Genomic DNA, 18,531 nt, shown 5'->3' on the forward strand with positions numbered 1-18,531 from the left:
CACCATTTCCCCACAATAGTCTGGCATCCGAAACCGGTTTTGCGGGCGAGTGAGTGGTTATGGCTGACAATCAAAGGACGCGTTACACGGGTAGAGACGCGCCGTTCCTGTCGGATGGCGATCCTCTTGCGGAGCTCGCACGTATTGCGGGCTTCGATCAGCCCGAGGAGGAAGTGGTCGAGCAGCACTCGACTTCGACCGAGGACGCGGATGCATCCGCATTCGATCTCGAAGCTGAGCTCATGCGCTCGATCGGCCTCGAAGATGCCCCCGAAATCACGCCGGAGACGGTCGAAGTCCAACAGTCCGATAGGCACCAGCCCGTCGAATTGAGCGAAGAAGAAATCCCCGCTTTCCTCAAGGCGCGGCCCTCGCTGGTCGAATCGGATGAGCCTTCTCCCGTCGCAAGCGCGCTGCAGGTCGTCGTCGAAGAGCCGATCATGGCGTCGGCCGCTGACGAAGCGTTGCCGGACCAGACCGAGCTTTCGGACGAACTGCTGACGTTCGACCCTTCGGTTTCAGAGGTTGATGCTCACTCCACCGCCGATGCCGAGCTTGCAATCGATCAGCGCTTGGACGCGGTTGGGGAGACAGCTCCGGTTGCCGACATCGATGAAGCCGTTGCAGGCGAGGCGATGTTTGAACTGGACGAGTCCGCGGCGCTCGCGTTTGCCGAAGAAACGGCGGTCGAAGAGGATTTCGGTAGTGTCGAGGAATTCGATGCCACCGATGAGGCGCAACTCAGCGACGAGATCCTGCGTTCGTTCGACGAGGATCTCGAAACCGCATCGCTCGATGAGCACGCTGTCGAGGCATGGGAGCCTGCCACGGCACCGGGTCCTCTGCCGGCGCTTGCCGCCTACGCCCAGCCGGCCGAGACCGGTGCTCTCACGGATTTTTCTGCGGTTGACGGTTCGGACGACGATGCCGTCTGGCGCGAGATGGTTCAGTACGCGCTGCCTCGCAGCGATGTGCAGAACGCCGTAGCCGCTCCCTCAGAGACAGAGCAGGACTATTTTGAGCCAGAGCATGTCGATGCGGACGCTGTGGCCGAAGACGTCCATGCCGAGCCTGTGTCGGTAGCGCCGATCGCAGCTGCCATCGCTCCAGCCCCTGTCCTGGCCAACGATCACTGGGATATCGCCGACGAGCTCGAGGCCGCGTTTGCCGATTACGGTTCGCCGAAGGCAGCGGTAATTTCCGAGCCGTCCGCCGAAGTGAATCAGCCGGAAGCCGAGCTCGAACCCTTGGCCTTAACCGAAGATTTCTCCGAAGACGATCCATCGCTTGCTCTTGCCCTCGATCTTCCGGAGGCGCCCGAAGTCGCGCCGTTCGAAGTCTATGAGGCTGGCCCCGAGGCCCATGCCGAACCGGCTGCCGTCGTCGCTGAATCCTCTGAGCCAGCAGGCGACGCCGACGTCGAATTTTACGAAAGCGCCGAACTTTTCGCCGAAGAGCCGGCCGTAGAGTTTGCGCCAAAGCCTCAGCCCGAGGCCGAACAGGAGCCGGAAATCGAGCTCGATTTCTCGGCACTTGCGAATCTCGATTTCAACGAGCCGCAGGATGAACCGGCGGACGAACCGCTGGTTTCCGCTGTCGCCGAGCCCGAGACGGCGCAACCCGATCCCTTTGTCGAAGAACTTCCCTTCGACAACGCCTTCGACGAGCAGCAGGCAGCCGTGGCGATGGCCACGGACCATGCCTTTGCGGATATCGATCCGTTGTCGTCCGACGAAGCATCGTTCAACGATGAACAGGACATCAATTTCGACTTCTCGGACTTTGAGTTCGAATTGCAGGATGCAGGGCCGGCAGATCCGGTGCCTGCCGAACATGCAGCCGCTTCCGAGCAGGTCGCGGACGAACCTTTTGCAGAGGAGACAGCCCAGCAGGATCAGCCGGTAGAGCCAACGATCTCGCCGGCTCCAATCCTTGCCGGTGCGACGGTGGTCGCCGCCGCGCCAGCCCTCGCATCGCTGCTCGGTCGGCGGGCGAGCGAGCCCACGCCGCCCCGCGTCGAGCCTCTGCGGAACGATCCTGCACGCGCTGAGCCCCAGCGCAGTGAGACGGTGCGGCTCGAGCCTGCGCGGTTCGAGCCTGTTCGCCCGGAGCCTGTACGTTCAGAGCCTGCGCGTCAGGAAGCCTTGTCGTTTGAAGCGGCCGTTGCCTGCCGGCCGAAGCCGATCCGTCAGGAGCCCGCCGCGCCGGCGGTGCTGCCGTTCGAGTTTCACGATGTCGCCGACACGAGCGATGTGATCGAGCAGGTCCGCGAAATCGAAGTTCCCGATCTGCCGGAAGACGAAGAATTGCCGCGCGCCGACACCAGCGACGATTTCGATCTATCCGGTCTCGAAGCAGAGTTCGCCGACATCCTGGCACGCAACGACACGAGCGATGCCGCCGAACCATCGACGGCGCAGAACACCTCTGCGTCCGCCGTCGTGATCCCTCTGGCATCTGCAAGGCCCGAAGCCCCGCGGCGGGATCCTGAGCAGATCGACTTCAGGGACTTCGATTTCAGCCAGGCCTCCCGTCCAGCCAGCCCTGCGACCGACCATGAGAAAGAAAGAGATGTCGACGATATCTCGTTCGCGGATCTGGAGCGTGGCGAAATCGCTAAAGGTGCTGTCGCTCAAGGCGCCGCTGGTCGGCGTCCGGCTTGGAAGACCGGTGCTGCGGCGCTGGCCATCATTGCGGCTGCGGGTCTTGCCGCCTACGCTTTCATGGGCAACCCTGGCGGCGGCAGTGGCGAACCCCGCATCATTGCGGCGAGCGAAGAGCCGATCAAGGTCGCTCCTGAAGATCCGGGCGGGCGCACGGTCCCGAACCAGGATCAGGCTGTCTATGGACAGGTCGATGGCAGCAGCGCCAACGGCGACGACATCAATCTGATCTCCCGTGCCGAGGAACCCGTCGACGTCGTCCAGCGCACGGTCGATCCCAACGTTTTGCCGCTGGAGGGTCGCCCGTTCTCCGGTGGAGCGCCCGAAGACGACATGGACGTGATGGATGAGGAGGTGGCGGCCCTTCCCCAAGACGATCTCGCCATGCGTGGCGCGGTGAACGATGAGGATCCGCTGGGCGTCGCACCCCGCATGGTTCGCACCTCCGTCGTTCGTGCCGATGGAACGCTCGTCCCCGCCGCTCCGGTCGACCTCTCGGCGGCAGCCGATGTGCCGGTGGTTGGCCAGGATGCGCAGTTGCCTGGCGACGAAGCAGAAGGGATTGCCTCGATCAGCGACCAGGCCGCCTTGGATGCCACCCAATTGATCGCAGCCGCCGAAGCGAGCGCAGGTCTCACCGATGGCACCGCTCAGGTGCCGGCTGATCAGGCCGCGGCGTCGACCCTCGATGGTACGGCGTCGCCTGCGCCGGGTGTCCCGCTGCCGCAACCTCGGCCGAACGCGGCTTCTGCGCCTGCTGTGTCCAACGAGCGGCTTCAAGCCGAAGTGCCGCCAACTTCAGCGGAATCGGTGGCGCCGGTCAGAACGGTTCAGACGACCACCTTCAGCAATCCGGCTCAGCCGACCCCGGGTGACCGGCCGGCAGACCAGCCGGTGACGATCGTCGGGCAGACCTCGACAGCTGCAGGGCAAACGCCGCAGCAGGCAGCGCCCGCCGAGCAGCCTGTGCAAACAGCTGCCGTCGCCCCGTCCACCGCGCTGGACAATCCGGGTGGCTACGTGGTGCAGATCGCGTCGCAGCCGACGCAAGAATCGGCGCAGTCGACCTACACCAGTCTGGCCTCGCGCTATGGCTCGATCATCGGGGGCCGCCAGGTTCAGATCCAGCCAGCGGAAATCGCGGATCGCGGAACGTTCTACCGCGTGCGGGTCGCAGGCGGTTCACGCGAAGAGGCCGTTGCGCTCTGCGAGCAGTACCAGGCGGCAGGTGGAAGCTGCTTCGTCGCCCGCTGAACCGGTATCGGGAAAGATGTTGATGGCCGGGTGGTCCGCTACCCGCTCTTCGTCGCGGCAGCTATCATCGCCCGATGACCGAATCAAAAGCGATGATCCTGGGCCTTAAAGGTCCTGAAATTCTTCCGGAAGAGCGCAGCTTCTTCGAAGCGGAGCGTCCTTGGGGGTATATTCTCTTTGCCCGCAACATCGTCAATGCGGATCAACTTCGCGCCCTGACGGCAGACCTGCGGTCGATCGCCGGAGACCGGCCCGTGCCAATCTTCATCGATCAGGAGGGCGGACGCGTCCAGAGGCTGAGACAGCCATTTGCACCGAACTATCCGCCGGGCGCCCGACTGGGAGACATCTATCGACAGGACCGGCAGAGCGGCTTGCGTGCCGCCTGGTTGTTGTCGCGCATCCATGCCTTCGACCTCCATCGTTTCGGCATCAATGCCGATTGTCTTCCGGTTCTCGATGTTCCGATTCCCGGCAGCCATGATGTCATCGGCGATCGTGCTTATGGCACCGATCCGATTACGGTCGCGGAGATGGGCGAGGCGGCCATGCAGGGCCTTCTGGCGGGTGGTGTTCTTCCGGTCATCAAGCACATTCCCGGCCACGGCCGGTCGCGTGGAGATTCGCACTTGGAGCTGCCGGTCGTGGATGCCACGATCGAAGAGCTGGAAGCGACCGATTTCAGGCCCTTCGCTGCACTGAACAAGGCGCCGATGGCGATGACGGCGCATGTCGTCTACCGCGCGATCGATCCCGATCATCCGGCTACGACATCCAAAAAGGTCATCGCCGACATCATCCGAGGCCAGATGGGCTTCGACGGGCTGCTCATGTCGGACGATGTCTCGATGAAGGCGCTGGCGGGCTCCTTTGCAGACCGAACGCGCGCGATTTTCGCTGCCGGCTGCGATGTCGCTTTGCACTGCAACGGGGACATGGGCGAGATGACCGCGATCGCGGCGGAAACGCCAATCCTGGAAGGTCGCCCGCTCGAGCGTGCCGAAGCCGCGCTTGATGGCCTTTCGCATAGGGAAAATGCGGACGAACGGACAATTCGCGATGAATTTGAGGGACTGACCCAAGCCGTGGCTTGAGAGAGCTGTCAGATGCTGCCGAAGCCTGTCGATACCAGTAGCCATACGACCGCACGCTCGGAGGATCCAACGCCTTGGGATGCACCTGAACGCCGGCCGGACGAAGCTCTGCATATCGATGTCGATGGTTTCGAAGGCCCGCTCGATCTGCTGCTGCACCTGGCGCGGCACCAGCGCGTTGACCTCGCGCGCATCTCGATTCTGGCGCTTGCCGAGCAGTATCTCGAATTCATCGACAAGGCGCGGCAGGTGCGGCTCGAACTCGCGGCCGATTACCTCGTCATGGCGGCCTGGCTCGCTTACCTGAAATCGCGGCTTCTCTTGCCGAAACCCGCCAAGGATGACGAGCCGAGCGGCGAAGAGTTGGCAGCGCAACTCGCCTTCCGGCTGAAGCGCCTCGAAGCCATGCGCGATGCCGCGGCACGCCTCGTCAACCGCAACCGGCTCGGCCGCGACGTGTTTTCGCGAGGCGCACCGGAGGAAATCGAAGTCGAACGCGGCTCGAAGTTCCAGGCATCGCTCTACGATCTCCTGATCGCATATGCCTCGCAGCGCCAGCGCCTTGCCGTCACCACGGTGACGATCGCCTCGCGGGCGGTCTGGTCGCTTGCCGATGCCCGCGCGATCCTGACGCGCATGGTCGGCACGATCGACGAATGGACCGCGCTCGATCAGTTCCTTGTGCGCTACCTGTCGCGGCCCGAAGAACGCGCCAGCGCCATGGCCAGTGCCTTCGCGGCATCGTTGGAACTGGTGCGGGAAGGGCATCTCGACATCAGGCAGGCCGAGCCCTTCGCCCCGATCTACCTGCGACGGGGCCCCAAGGCGGGATCGCTGCCGGATGGCTGATATCGTTCCTACCAAGCCCGGTCAGCAAGTCAAGGTGACAACGCTCGACGCCGATATCGAAGAGGCCGCGCGTATCGCCGAAGCGCTCGTTTTCGCATCGGCCGAGCCCGTCGAAGAAGCGCTGATCGTCCGCAAGCTCCCGCAGGGCGTCAACGTTCGGTCCGTGATGGACCGTCTCGTGCAGCAATACGCCGACCGCGGCGTGAACCTCGTCCGGGTCGGCGATGCCTGGGCGTTTCGCACGGCCGCCGATCTTGCCTTCCTGATCCGGGACGAAAAGACCGAGATACGCAAATTGTCGCGGGCCGGGCTCGAGGTCCTGGCGATCATCGCTTATCACCAGCCAGTCACGCGGGCCGAGATCGAGGAAATTCGCGGTGTGGCGACGTCCAAGGGTACGCTGGACGTGCTGCTGGAATCCGGCTGGGTGCGCATGCGCGGCCGCCGCCGGTCTCCAGGGCGTCCGGTGACCTACGGAACGACGACCGGATTTCTGGATCATTTCGGCCTGGCCGAGCTCGGCGATCTTCCAGGTGTCGAAGAACTGAAGGGTGCCGGTCTCCTTTCGGGGCGCATTCCCGCCAACTTCAGCTTCCCGATGCCGGGGGAAGGCGACGAACTCGCCGAAGATGAGGACCCGATCACGCAGATGGACCTCGAAGAGCTCGGTCTGCTTGCTCCCCGCGGCGAAGAGAATTGAATGCACTGCGGAATAGATCGCTCGGCCAGCCGTTTATCAGCTTGAAGACTGACGCCCAATCGATTGCACGTGCGCATTGATTGGGCTAACCACTGGCAGGATCGAATTTGAAAGGGGCGGGCTCGTATCCCACATGAGGGAAGCGGGCGTGCCGCATGGGAGATTGTGATGGGTAGCTTTAGCATCTGGCACTGGCTGATCGTTCTGGTCGTCGTTCTGCTTCTTTTCGGCCGTGGCAAGATCCCCGAGCTGATGGGCGACGTCGCAAAAGGCATCAAGAGTTTCAAGCGCGGAATGAACGACGACGAGACTGCGGCAACGCCCGACAGTTCCAAGACGGTCGAGCATCAGGCTGAAGAGCGCAAGGATCGGGTGAGCTAAGTCGGCCTGACCGCCTTTAGAGCTCAGCGCGAGGAGCGTTCAATTCGATGTTCGACCTAGGTTGGGGAGAAATCCTCGTCATCGCGATCGTGCTGATCCTCGTCGTCGGCCCGAAGGACTTGCCGCGTGTTTTGCGGACGTTCGGGCGGTCGATGACGAAGCTCAGATCCATGGCCGGAGAATTCCGCAGCCAGTTTGACGAGGCCTTGAAGGAAGCGGAGCTCGATGACGTTCGAAAGACCGTCAACGACGCCCGCAAGCTCAATCCGGCCCGCGAATTGCGTGATGCGCTGAACCCGCTGAAGCAGGCCGGCGACGAAATCCGCTCCGATATCAACCGGGCGATGCGCGACAAGCCAACCGTCGCGCAGAAGGATCCTTCGGCTCCGGCACCCGGTTCGGAACCAGCGGACCCCGCACCGGCACAGACGGTCGCGGCTGCTGCTTCGTCGACTGCTACGTCGTCGATTGCTGCAGCATCCGCCACGTCGGCTTCAGCATCATCCGCTGCGGCCGTTTCGAAGACAGCTACGGTCGCGAAACCGGCAGCGACCGCAAAGCCTGTCGCTCCAGTCAAACCGGCCGCACCCGCCAAGCCGGCTTCGTCCAGCAGCGGCTCGCCAAAGAGCGCAGCCGGAGTCGCCAAGCCGGAAGTTGTGAGCGCGGCAACGGTTGGCGCGCCTCCGAGCAGTGTACGCAAGCCAACGGCCGCGAAGACACCCAGGTCCAAGCCGTCGGCACCGGCCGGTGCTGCCAATCCGAAGCCGAACCAGGCGTCTGCCGATAAGCCTGCTGCGGCCCCAAGGGCCCGCGCAGCAGCGAAAAAGACAGGTGAAGCGTGAGCGCGGATATCGAGGACAAGCCACAGCCACTGATCGAGCACCTGATCGAGCTTCGTTCGAGGCTCATGTGGGCCGTCGGCGCATTCTTCCTTGCCTTCCTTCTGTGCTTTTTCTACGCGCAGCCGCTGTTCAACATCCTCGTTTATCCATTCCAGTGGGCCGTCAGCTGGGCTGGCCTGGATGGCCGCGAGGTCGAGCTTATCTACACCGCGCCTCAGGAATTCTTCTTCACGCAGATCAAGATCGGCATGTTCGGTGGCTTCGTGCTCGCCTTTCCGGTCATCGCCGCGCAGATCTACAAGTTCGTTGCGCCAGGCCTCTACAAGAACGAAAAACAGGCATTCCTTCCGTTCCTGGTCGCATCACCGATCCTGTTCCTGATCGGTGGGGCGCTCGTCTATTTCTTCTTCACGCCCATGGTCATGTGGTTCTTCCTGGCGATGGAACAGACCGGCGCCGGTGGTGAAGTCGCCATCCAGCTGCTCCCGCGCGTTTCGGAATATCTCGGGCTCGTCATGACCCTGATTTTTGCGTTCGGGCTTGTGTTCCAGCTGCCCGTGGTGACGACGCTGATGGTGAAGACCGGCCTGATCTCCGTTCAGGCACTGATCGACAAGCGCAAATTCGCGATCGTCATCGCGTTCGTGGCTGCCGCAATTTTGACCCCGCCGGACCCGGTGAGCCAGATCGGCCTCGCCCTGCCGACGATCCTTCTCTACGAAATCTCGATCATGATCGGCCGCCGGATCGAAAAGCAGCGCAAGAGCGACCAAGCCAAGGATGAGGCAGCCGTAGCGCCGTCGGACGATTGACGGCCCGGCTGGGCGCATGCGCGGAGTAGGACTTCCGCTTCCCGCTCAAATCGCGTAGAGCGCGCGCAGTTCTATACGCCAAATCCACGCACCTCGAAGACTTCTGGACGCGCCATGCTCGATATCAAATGGATCCGTGACAATCCCGGCCTCATGGACCAGGCGTTGAAGAAGCGCGGTGCGGAGCCGATTGCCGAGCGTCTGATCGCGCTCGACGAAGCACGCCGTGCCGAGATCGCGCGTCTCCAGGACATGCAGTCGCGTCGAAATTCCGCGTCCAAGGAAATCGGCGCCGCCATGGCCGCCGGCGACAAGGAACGTGCCGAGGCACTGAAGGCCGAAGTCGCGGGTCTCAAGCAGGCGATGCAGGACAGCGAAGAGGCCGCCCGTCGCAACGATGAGGAGTTGTCGGCTGCTCTCAGCGTGCTGCCGAACATCCCCGCCGACGACGTGCCGGAGGGCGCCGATGAGGGCGACAACGTCGAAATCCGCACCCACGGCGAAAAGCCGACCTGGAACCACCCCGCCAAGGAGCATTTCGAGATCGGCGAAGCGCTTGGCGGCATGGATTTCGAGGGTGCCTCCAAAATATCCGGCTCACGCTTCACGGTCCTGAAGGGCGATCTCGCGCGGCTGGAGCGCGCGCTTGGCCAGTTCATGCTGGATCTGCACACGACCGAACATGGCTATACGGAAGTTTCGCCTCCTTTGCTGGTGCGCGACCCGGCCCTGTTCGGCACGGGCCAGCTGCCGAAGTTCGAGGAAGATCTCTTCAAGACCGGCGACGGCCGCTATCTCATCCCGACCGCCGAAGTGCCTTTGACGAACCTCGTGCGGGACGAGATCGTCGACGTCGCCGATTTGCCGCTGCGCTTTACGGCGCTGACTCCGAGCTTCCGTTCGGAAGCGGGTTCGGCCGGCCGCGACACACGCGGCATGCTTCGCCAGCACCAGTTCATGAAATGCGAACTCGTCTCGATCACCGATGCCGAGAATTCGGTCGCGGAGCATGAGCGCATGACGGCTTGCGCCGAGGAGGTGTTGAAGCGCCTTGGCCTGCATTACCGTGTCGTGACGCTGTGCACCGGCGACATGGGCTTCAGCGCCCGCAAGACTTACGACATCGAAGTGTGGCTGCCTGGCCAGAACGCCTATCGCGAAATTTCATCCTGCTCGGTCTGCGGCGATTTCCAGGCGCGTCGGATGAATGCCCGCTACCGCGTGGCAGGCGAGAAGACGACGCGTTTCGTCCACACGCTGAACGGCTCGGGCATTGCCGTTGGCCGCGCGCTGATCGCCGTTCTCGAGAATTATCTGAACGCGGATGGGTCCGTTACCATCCCCGAGGTCCTGGTGCCGCACATGGGTGGCAAGACGCGGATCGAAGCGATCCGCTAGTTCAAACGATAAGGGGAGCGGAACGCTTGCGCATTCTTCTGACCAATGACGACGGCATCCATGCCGAAGGCCTGAAGGTACTGGAGCGCATCGCGGCGACGCTGTCGGACGATGTCTGGGTCGTGGCGCCCGAGACCGACCAGAGCGGGCTTGCCCACTCGCTGACCCTGTCGGAGCCGTTGCGGCTGCGCAAAGAAGGCGATCGGCGCTTCGCGCTGCGCGGGACGCCTACCGATTGCGTCATTATGGGCGTGCGTGAAGTGATGGACAGTCCGCCGGATCTCGTGCTGTCCGGCGTCAACGCAGGCCAGAACATCGCCGAAGACGTGTCCTATTCCGGCACTGTTGCCGGTGCGATCGAAGGCACGCTGCTCGGCATCAGGTCGATTGCACTCAGCCAGGCGTTCCTGTCCCATCGTGAACGTCGCATCGACTGGGAGACGGTGGGCCGCCACGCGCCGGCACTGTTGAAGCGTCTCATTGATCTCGAAATACCGCGCGACACCTTCCTGAACGTCAATTTCCCGCCATGCGGTCCAGAAGCGGTCGCGGGTGTGAAGGTCGCCTCCCAGGCGCGCCGGCTGCATGGACTGTCGATGGAGAAGCGCGCGGATGGGCGCGGCTTTCCCTATTACTGGCTGCGGTTTTCACGCGACGCCGCGGAGGATGTCGCGCCGGGCACCGATGTGGAAGCGATGGCGGAGAATCGCATCTCGGTAACGCCGCTTAAACTGGATATGACCGATTATAAGTTTCAGGCGCACCTGGCAGAGGTGCTGCAAGACGCAGCAGAGTGATCGTCGTCCTTGATTGACAGCCGAAATCCTCTTGGAGAGATCGAAGGCTTTGCGAGCCTCTTGCTGCGTTTGCGGCGGGAAGGCATCGCGGACGCGACCTTGCTTGCCGCCTTGGAAGAGACTCCGCGCTCGCAGTTCGTACCGCCGATCCATGCGGGTCTGGCGTACTCGTCGCGAATGATCCCCATCGAGTGCGGCACCTTCATGGAAGGGGCGGACCTGATGGCCCGTCTCCTCTACCAGCTCGATCTGAAGGCTGGGCAAAGGGTGCTGGAGGTCGGAACCGGCTCAGGATTCGCCGCAGCCGTCATGGCCCGCATCGTCGATCGGGTGGTCAGCGTCGAGCGCTACCGCACGCTGCACGCCATTGCCCAGCAGCGGCTCGATCATTTTGGCCTGCGCAACGTCGCTCTCAAGCTCGCCGATGGCCGACAGGGCATTGCCGGCGAGGGGACGTTCGATCGCATATTCGTTGCCGGCGCCTTCGAGCAGATGCCGAGAAGCTTCGTCGATCATTTGGCCCCTGAAGGTCAGATGTTGACTGGCATCATCAAGGAAAACGGCAGGGTCGTCCTGTCGAGGCTGACCCGCATCGGCAATCGCTTCGAACGCACCGATGGCGCCGAGCTGCCATACCTGCCGCTAGTTCCCGGCGTCGCCGCCCGCATTTAGTGCGAAATCCCCAAATTCGATCGGCTTTTCGGCAGGTTATTCGCATCTCCAACACGACAAACTGTGCCTCATTAACCGGCAGGTAACATTAACGAGGCTTAATGACGGTCATGCGTATCTGCGTCGTCTTGGGGCTCTACATGCGAACGATTGGTCCTTCCACCTCCGCCAAATCCGCCCGCGTCATCGGCGCGGCACTGCTGGCCGTCCTTCTCGCCGGCTGCAGCTCCGAATCCCTGAGGCTCGGCGGTCTCGACAATTTCACCACCGCCACGGTGCCGACCCCGCAGGCAACCGTCGGGCAAGGCGGTATGGGGCAGGGTATGGCTGCGCCTCAGCAGGCAGCGGTCTCCCAGCCTTACCCAGGCGATCAGTCCAGCTCTTCCGGTCAGTATGCGCTTGCGCCGACCAGTGGCGTGCAGCGTTCGCAGCTGGCGCCGACATCGTCCGCTCCGATGGCGCCGGATACCATGACGACCGCAACGAACCCGGTTGCCACGACGCCGGTCATGCAGCCGGCAACGGCGAGCGCCAATCGACCGCGCGGCTGGTCCACCGAAGGCGCACCACGCGTCACGGTGCAGCCGAACGAAACGCTTTTCAGCATCTCGCAGCGCTACAGTGTGCCCGTCGAGCAGATCATGCAGGCGAACGGCATCACCGATGCGTCCCAGATCAGAAGCGGTCAGCAAATCGTGATCCCAGGCTATAGCCGCGGCGGTACGGTCGCTTCGGCGGCACCTGCGCAGCCGGCAGCTTCTGCGACGCAGCAGACGGCTGCCGCTTCGCCGGCCGTAGACCCGCGTCTCGCTGAACGTTCACTCAACGAACAGGCATCCGCGCTGGGTGCTCCTTCCGCAGGCGGTTCGAGCTACACCGTCAAGGCGGGTGATACTCTGAGCAAGATTTCGCGCGAGACAGGCGTCTCAGTCGCGGCATTGCGTCAGGCAAACAACATCACCGGCGACAACATTCGCCTTGGCCAGACGCTGAACCTGGGTGGAACTGCATCGCCTCAGCCGGCCACGACCGCTGTGGCCCAGGCACCGGCTCAGCAGCCACGCGTCGATCCGCAGCAGACGGCTGCCGTAACCGCTCAGCCGCAGCAGCCTGCTGCGCCACAGCAAAGCTATACGCCGCCGGCCGCCAGCGAACCTGCTGCCCGGATCGATGAAGCCGTCGGCAACGACGTCGCTGCGATCGCACCGGAAGCAACTGGCATCGGCAAGCTTCGTTGGCCGGTCCGCGGCCAGGTCGTCACAGGGTTCGGTGCCCAGGATGGCAGCGTGCGCAACGACGGCATCGACATTTCGGTGCCGGAAGGTTCCGAGATCAAGGCCGCCGAAAATGGCGTCGTGATCTATGCGGGCTCAGGGCTCAAGGAGTACGGCAACACCGTCTTGGTTCGTCACGACAGCGGGCTCGTCACAGTCTACGGCCATGCGAGCGAGCTCAAGGTCAATCGCGGCGACAATGTCACGCGCGGTCAGGTCATCGCGGCATCGGGCATGACGGGCACTGCCAGCCAGCCGAAAGTCCACTTCGAGGTGCGTGAAAACGCCACGCCGGTCGATCCGACCCGCTTCCTCGACTGACGGTTTCGACAAATGTTTCAGAGATCGCGGCGCCCTTGTGGCGCCGCTTTCGTTTGGGCGTTCAGTTGCGCACGGCAGTCAGCGACTTGCCGCTGCGTCCGGCGAGGTCCTGGATGTACTGCCACGCGACGCGGCCAGACCGATCACCACGCGTCGTTGCCCATTCGAGCGATTCCCGCCTGAGCGTATCCGCATCGACATCGAGGCCGTAGTGGCGGGCATAGGATGTCACCATGGCGAGATAGTCGTCCTGGCTGCATTTGTGGAAGCCGAGCCAAAGCCCGAAGCGATCCGACAGGGATACTTTTTCCTCCACCGCCTCCGACGGGTTGATGGCCGTCGAGCGTTCGTTCTCCATCATGTCGCGCGGCAACAAATGGCGGCGGTTGGAGGTCGCGTAGAACAGCACATTCTCCGGACGTCCTTCGATCCCGCCATCGAGCGCCGCCTTCAGCGATTTGTAGTCCGTGTCGTCGTGGTCGAAGGAAAGATCGTCGCAGAACAACAGGATGCGGTAAGCGGTCTCGAGGCGCAGCAGCGCCATCAGGCGTGGCAGAAGGGCAATGTCCTCGCGGTGGATTTCCACCAGCTTGAGCGGGGGAAGGGCGGGATCGGCGCTTGTCGTCAGCGTCGCATGCGTCGCCTTGATCAGGGATGACTTGCCCATGCCGCGGGCGCCCCAAAGCAGCACGTTGTTGGCCGCAAGCCCGTCGGCGAACCGTTGCGTGTTCTCGACGAAAATGTCGCGGACGCGATCGATGCCCTTGATGAGGCCAAGGTCGATGCGGTTCGGCTGGGGGACCGGCTTCAGCGTTCCGGTTTCACCCTCGAAGAGGAAACATTGGGCTGCGGCCAGGTCCGGTTTGGGCCACTGACGGCCGCCTCGTTCGACAGCCATGCGCAGCAAACGCACTTCCTCGATCAACTCGCTCAACACTGCCTTCGTCATTAGCCTTGACCCTGCCTCCGCCAACGTTGAGGGCGCGGTTAGCACGACGCGCCCTCCGGCGAAAGACGACGGCTTGGATGACGCGGCCACTTCGGTTGCATTCCAAGGCGTCGTGGCTATATTCCGCGCACGCCAAGGGGGGCAGAAAAGCCGCCGCAACGAGTTTTCCGAAGGAGCCAATTCATGTTCGTCACTCCGGCCTATGCGCAGTCCGCCGGCGGCGGCGCCGAGATCGTCATGTCGATCCTGCCGTTCATCCTGATTTTCGTCATCATGTACTTCCTCATCATCCGCCCCCAGCGCCAGCAGATGAAGAAGCGCGAGGAAATGCTCAAGGGCATCCGTCGCGGCGACCAGATCGTCACCGGTGGTGGCATCATGGCGCGCGTCACGAAAGTGATCGACGACACGGAACTGGAAGCGGAAATTGCCGAAGGCACCAAGGTGCGCATCGCGCGCGCGCTGATCGCAGACGTCCGCGTCAAGGGCGAGCCGGTCAAGGAATAGTCCTTCGCCGTAGAAAGACCATTCTGCGCTCCTAGAGGGGGCGCTTAGACCGCGGACCGATGGCGCCATCGGTCCGCAATCCAATTGGAAGCACCCGTCATGCTGTATTTCGCCCGCTGGAAAACCATCCTCATCTGGCTCGTGGTTCTCGCCGGCGTCATCGTCGCGGCACCGAACCTCGTCTCGCAGGAACGGCTGGCGGCATTGCCCGATTGGCTGCCCAAGCGGCAGATGACGCTGGGGCTCGATCTGCAGGGCGGCGTCCACCTTCTGCTGGAAATCGACCGCGACGACATCGTCGAAGAACGGCTCCGCACTGCCGAAAGCGATGTCCGGCAATATCTGCGCGATGCGGGTATCGGCTACACCGGGCTTGTACGCTCGGACAATTCGGTACGCGTCCGCATTCGCGATGCCGAGCAGCTGGCAGCCGCGCGCACGGCATTGCAACCGCTGACGGCGCCGGTCAACTCCGGCCTGTTCGGCGGCGGAACGGTCAGCGAAATCTCCATCGAAGAGCCTGAAACCGGTGTCCTGAACATCGGTTTGACCGATGCCGGTATCGATTACCGCATGTCTTCCGCAGTTGCCCAGTCGGTCGAAGTGGTTCGCCGCCGTATCGACGAACTCGGCACCACTGAGCCGACCATCCAGCGCCAGGGCTCCAACCGCGTGCTCGTCCAGGTGCCGGGCGAAGCCGATCCGCAGCGGGTCAAGGATCTGATCGGCCAGACCGCTCGACTGTCGTTCCGCATGGTCGACACGTCCATTCCGGTTCAGGAAGCCATCGACGGGCGCCCGCCGGCCACGTCGGAAGTGCTGCCGTCCGTCGAAGGCGACCAGCCCTATCTCGTCGAAATCCGCGAGCTTGTCTCCGGCGAAAGCCTCACCGATTCCCAGGCCGGTTTCGACCAGCGCACCAACGAGCCGATCGTGACGTTCCGCTTCGATTCGCGCGGCGCCCAGGCGTTCGGCGCGGCAACGCAGCAGAATGTCGGACGCCCCTTTGCGATCGTTCTCGACGACCAGGTGATTTCGGCACCCGTCATCAACGAGCCGATCCTTGGCGGATCAGGCCAGATTTCCGGCAGCTTCACGCCGCAGACCGCCAACGATCTGGCCATCCTCCTGCGCGCCGGTGCGCTGCCGGCGGATCTCACGGTCGTCGAAGAGCGTGCCGTCGGTCCAGGCCTCGGTGCCGATTCTATCTCGGCCGGCCAATTCGCATCGATGATCGGCGGCCTCCTGGTCGTCGTGTTCATGGTCATCGCCTACGGCCAGCTCGGCGTCATCGCCAACATCGCATTGGTCGCCAACGTAACTCTCATCATCGCGATCCTGACATTTCTCGGGGCGACGCTCACCTTGCCCGGCATCGCCGGTATCATTCTCACTATGGGTATGGCGGTCGATTCCAACGTCATCATCTATGAGCGCGTCAAAGAAGAGCGCAGGCAGGGGCGCAGCCTGGTTCAGTCGCTCGACGCAGGCTTTTCACGCGCTATGGCAACGGTTCTCGATGCCAACATGACGACGCTGATCGCGGCCGTGATTCTGTTCTATCTCGGCTCCGGCCCGGTCCGCGGCTTTGCCATCACGCTAGCCATCGGTATCGTCACGACCGTCTTCACGGCTTTCACGTTGACCCGTTGGCTGATTGCGTTCTGGCTGCGTCGCGTCAAGCCGAAGGAAATGCCGAACGGCATGATCACGCTTGTGCCGCCGGATACCAAGATCGGCTTCATGCGCTGGCGCAAGGCGGCGTTTGGCTTCTCGATCGTCTCATCCATCGCCGCGATCGCCATGTTCTTCACCATGGGCCTAAACTACGGCATCGACTTCCTTGGCGGCTCGAGCATCGAAGTGCGTGCGCAATCTGGTGCCGCCGACGTCGCCGACGTTCGCGATAGGCTCGGCGGACTGCAGATCGGCGAAGTCCAGGTTCAGGAATTCGGTGCTGAAAGCGATCTCTTGATCCGGATCGGCTCCGCCGAGGACGACGTAACGACACAGGCGAACGTCGCCGCGGCGCAGCAGGAGCTCGCGGCCGATTACGAAATCCGACGTGTCGAAGTGGTCGGACCGACCGTTTCATCGGAACTGGCGCTGGCGGGCACGATCGGCGTTCTTGCTGCCATGGCGGCAATGCTGGTCTACATCTGGTTGCGGTTCGAATGGCACTTCGGGCTGGGCGCCATCGCCTCGACCATGCATGACGTGATCTTGATGATCGGGTTCTTCGTGCTCTTCGGCATCGAGTTCAATCTGACCAGTATCGCGGCCATCCTCACGATCGTCGGTTATTCGATCAACGATACCGTGGTCGTTTACGACCGCGTGCGTGAAAACCTGCGACGCTACAAGAAGATGCCGCTTGTCGAGCTCCTGGATCTGTCGATGAACCAGACGCTGTCGCGGACGGTGCTAACCGGCATCACCACGCTGTTGGCTCTGACGGCGCTCTACCTCTTCGGTGGGGAGGTCATCGCGTCGTTCACGCTCGCCATGATCATCGGTATCGTCGTCGGCACCTATTCGTCGATCTTCATCGCCGGCCCGATGCTTGTCCTCTTCAACCTTCGTCCGGGCGCGCTGTCGCTTGACGATGGCAACGAGCGGGGCAGCAGCGCAACCGAGGGTGCGATCGACCAGCGTCCTGGAACGGCTTGAGTCCATGGCGAAAGGCATCGTCATTCGCGAAGCACACTTTCCGGGGCGGGCGCCCATCGACGCCTATGGCGATGGGGGATTTCGGTTCGCCGATATGTCCCATCGCGGATCGCTGCTGTGCCTGCCGTCGGGCATCCACGGCTGGACGGCCGAGGAGGGCGCGGCACTCGATGTCGAGCTCTTCGAGCGGGTGCTTGCCGAAGCCGGCGACATCGAGGTTCTGCTCGTTGGGACCGGTCGCGAAATCCGGCCGCTTCCGAAAGAGCTGAAGGCCGCGTTCCGCGCCGCCGGCATGACATCTGATCCGATGAGCACGGGTGCGGCTGTGCGGACCTATAACGTGATGCTCGCCGAATCCCGTGCCGTCGCCGCCGCTTTGATCGTCGTCTGATCATCTATGGATCGCGAGGCCGACGGCACGCTCGAGCAGAACGAAGCGCATTGTATCGCCGAGCTTCGCGAGCTGGACCGCGACCGTTATCTCGCCTGCCTGCTTTCACCTGCATCGGTGCGCGGCGCGCTCGCCGCGCTTTATCTGTTCAACGCCGAGATCGCGCGTGTGCGCGACCTGGTGCGTGAGCCTCTGGCCGGGGAATTGCGCCTTCAGTGGTGGCGGGATGTCATCACCGGTTCCGGCACGAGCACGGGGGCAGGCCACCCGGGTGCCGAGGCGCTCCTTGCGGCCATCGAGCGCCATCGCCTGCCGCGCAACGCCTTCGATCGGTTCATCGAAGCCCGTCTCTTCGATCTTTACGACGACCCGATGCCGGACCGGGCGGCGTTCGAAGCCTATGCCGGCGAGACGGCGGCCACGATCATTCAGCTGGCGGCCGTGATCCTGGGCGGTGAGCAGGCGACGAGCGCGGCTGAAGCGGCGGGCCATGCAGGTGTCGCACAAGCGGTCGCTGGCGCTCTTCTCTTGCTGCCCATCCACCAGGCGCGTGGGCAGCTTGTCGTGCCGGGCGATATTCTCGCGGCCTGCGGTACGGATGCCGAATCGTTCTTGAGTGACCGGCGCCATGAGGAAGCGGTGATCGCTGCTTTGGCCGCCTATGGGCGCGATCATCTTGAGCGCGCACGCAGCGCCGCACGGCGGATGGACAAGGATCTGTTCGCCGCGTTCCTGCCGATGGCGCTGGTGGCTCCAATCCTTGACCGTGCGGTCCGCTCCGGCATGACCATCGAAGATCTGATGCGGATACAGCCACCCCAGTGGCAACGGCAACTGCGGCTGCTGCGCGCCGCTGCCACCGGGCGCTTCTGACGGCGTCGCACTGGCCGCGACGAAGCTGCTTGATAAAGCGCCGGTTCCTTGACAGCTTGACCGGGAGGGGGCGCCGGCTGCAAG

16 protein-coding genes are annotated in these 18,531 nt (G+C 63.2%); 15 read left to right on the forward strand and 1 reads right to left on the reverse strand.

The window, feature by feature from the left end; genetic code table 11:
* Nucleotides 1-59: 59 nt before the first annotated feature.
* From GC125_RS10960 to GC125_RS11010, 11 genes are all read left to right on the forward strand, one after another.
* Nucleotides 60-3,917, forward strand: coding sequence for an SPOR domain-containing protein (locus tag GC125_RS10960; RefSeq protein WP_151985699.1), 3,858 nt, complete (start codon nucleotides 60-62; stop codon nucleotides 3,915-3,917).
* A gap of 74 nt (nucleotides 3,918-3,991) precedes the next feature.
* Complete coding sequence (nagZ, locus tag GC125_RS10965) at nucleotides 3,992-5,011, forward strand: beta-N-acetylhexosaminidase (protein WP_151985700.1); 1,020 nt, start codon at nucleotides 3,992-3,994, stop codon at nucleotides 5,009-5,011.
* A gap of 12 nt (nucleotides 5,012-5,023) precedes the next feature.
* A complete protein-coding gene (locus GC125_RS10970) occupies nucleotides 5,024-5,860 on the forward strand; it encodes a segregation and condensation protein A (RefSeq protein ID WP_151985701.1) in 837 nt (278 codons plus the stop codon).
* The gene (gene scpB / locus GC125_RS10975) at nucleotides 5,853-6,560 is read left to right on the forward strand and encodes an SMC-Scp complex subunit ScpB (RefSeq protein WP_151985702.1); all 708 of its coding nucleotides are present in this window, start codon (nucleotides 5,853-5,855) and stop codon (nucleotides 6,558-6,560) included. The genes GC125_RS10970 and scpB overlap by 8 nt, the downstream gene beginning before the upstream one ends.
* 168 nt (nucleotides 6,561-6,728) lie before the next feature.
* Nucleotides 6,729-6,941 carry a twin-arginine translocase TatA/TatE family subunit gene (locus GC125_RS10980; protein WP_151985703.1) on the forward strand — a complete coding sequence of 71 codons (213 nt, stop codon included), beginning with the start codon at nucleotides 6,729-6,731 and terminating at the stop codon, nucleotides 6,939-6,941.
* 47 nt (nucleotides 6,942-6,988) lie between these two features.
* Complete coding sequence (gene tatB, locus GC125_RS10985; protein WP_151985704.1) at nucleotides 6,989-7,783, forward strand: Sec-independent protein translocase protein TatB; 795 nt, start codon at nucleotides 6,989-6,991, stop codon at nucleotides 7,781-7,783.
* Nucleotides 7,780-8,595: a twin-arginine translocase subunit TatC gene (tatC, locus tag GC125_RS10990; RefSeq protein WP_151985705.1), complete on the forward strand. Its 816-nt coding sequence runs from the start codon at nucleotides 7,780-7,782 to the stop codon at nucleotides 8,593-8,595. The genes tatB and tatC overlap by 4 nt, the downstream gene beginning before the upstream one ends.
* Before the next feature lie 114 nt (nucleotides 8,596-8,709).
* Nucleotides 8,710-9,993 carry a serine--tRNA ligase gene (gene serS, locus GC125_RS10995; RefSeq protein WP_151985706.1) on the forward strand — a complete coding sequence of 428 codons (1,284 nt, stop codon included), beginning with the start codon at nucleotides 8,710-8,712 and terminating at the stop codon, nucleotides 9,991-9,993.
* A 26-nt stretch (nucleotides 9,994-10,019) separates the two neighbouring features.
* Entirely contained in the window at nucleotides 10,020-10,790 is a 771-nt protein-coding gene (gene surE, locus GC125_RS11000; RefSeq protein WP_151985707.1) for a 5'/3'-nucleotidase SurE, read from the forward strand.
* A 9-nt stretch (nucleotides 10,791-10,799) separates the two neighbouring features.
* The gene (locus tag GC125_RS11005) at nucleotides 10,800-11,462 is read left to right on the forward strand and encodes a protein-L-isoaspartate(D-aspartate) O-methyltransferase (protein ID WP_286165471.1); all 663 of its coding nucleotides are present in this window, start codon (nucleotides 10,800-10,802) and stop codon (nucleotides 11,460-11,462) included.
* A 101-nt stretch (nucleotides 11,463-11,563) separates the two neighbouring features.
* Nucleotides 11,564-13,057, forward strand: a complete 1,494-nt coding sequence (locus tag GC125_RS11010) for a peptidoglycan DD-metalloendopeptidase family protein (RefSeq protein WP_286165472.1) — start codon at nucleotides 11,564-11,566, stop codon at nucleotides 13,055-13,057.
* 61 nt (nucleotides 13,058-13,118) lie between these two features.
* On the opposite strand, the gene GC125_RS11015 is transcribed toward GC125_RS11010, so the two are convergent.
* Complete coding sequence (locus GC125_RS11015) at nucleotides 13,119-14,006, reverse strand: ATP-binding protein (RefSeq protein ID WP_151985708.1); 888 nt, start codon at nucleotides 14,004-14,006, stop codon at nucleotides 13,119-13,121.
* A 183-nt stretch (nucleotides 14,007-14,189) separates the two neighbouring features.
* On the opposite strand from GC125_RS11015, the gene yajC reads away from it, so the two are divergent.
* From yajC to GC125_RS11035, 4 genes are all read left to right on the forward strand, one after another.
* Nucleotides 14,190-14,513 (forward strand): preprotein translocase subunit YajC, encoded by a 324-nt coding sequence (yajC, locus tag GC125_RS11020; RefSeq protein WP_151985709.1) that lies wholly within the window; start codon nucleotides 14,190-14,192, stop codon nucleotides 14,511-14,513.
* Between the two features lie 99 nt (nucleotides 14,514-14,612).
* Entirely contained in the window at nucleotides 14,613-17,183 is a 2,571-nt protein-coding gene (gene secDF, locus GC125_RS11025; RefSeq protein WP_151985710.1) for a protein translocase subunit SecDF, read from the forward strand.
* Nucleotides 17,184-17,187: 4 nt separating this feature from the next.
* On the forward strand, nucleotides 17,188-17,574 hold the full coding sequence (locus tag GC125_RS11030) for an Mth938-like domain-containing protein (protein WP_151985711.1): 387 nt from the start codon (nucleotides 17,188-17,190) through the stop codon (nucleotides 17,572-17,574).
* A 6-nt stretch (nucleotides 17,575-17,580) separates the two neighbouring features.
* Nucleotides 17,581-18,447 (forward strand): phytoene/squalene synthase family protein, encoded by an 867-nt coding sequence (locus GC125_RS11035; protein ID WP_151985712.1) that lies wholly within the window; start codon nucleotides 17,581-17,583, stop codon nucleotides 18,445-18,447.
* The last annotated feature ends 84 nt before the right edge of the window (nucleotides 18,448-18,531 follow it).

The sequence above is a fragment of the Rhizobium sp. EC-SD404 genome (assembly GCF_902498825.1).
Taxonomy (GTDB): Bacteria; Pseudomonadota; Alphaproteobacteria; order Rhizobiales; family Rhizobiaceae; genus Georhizobium.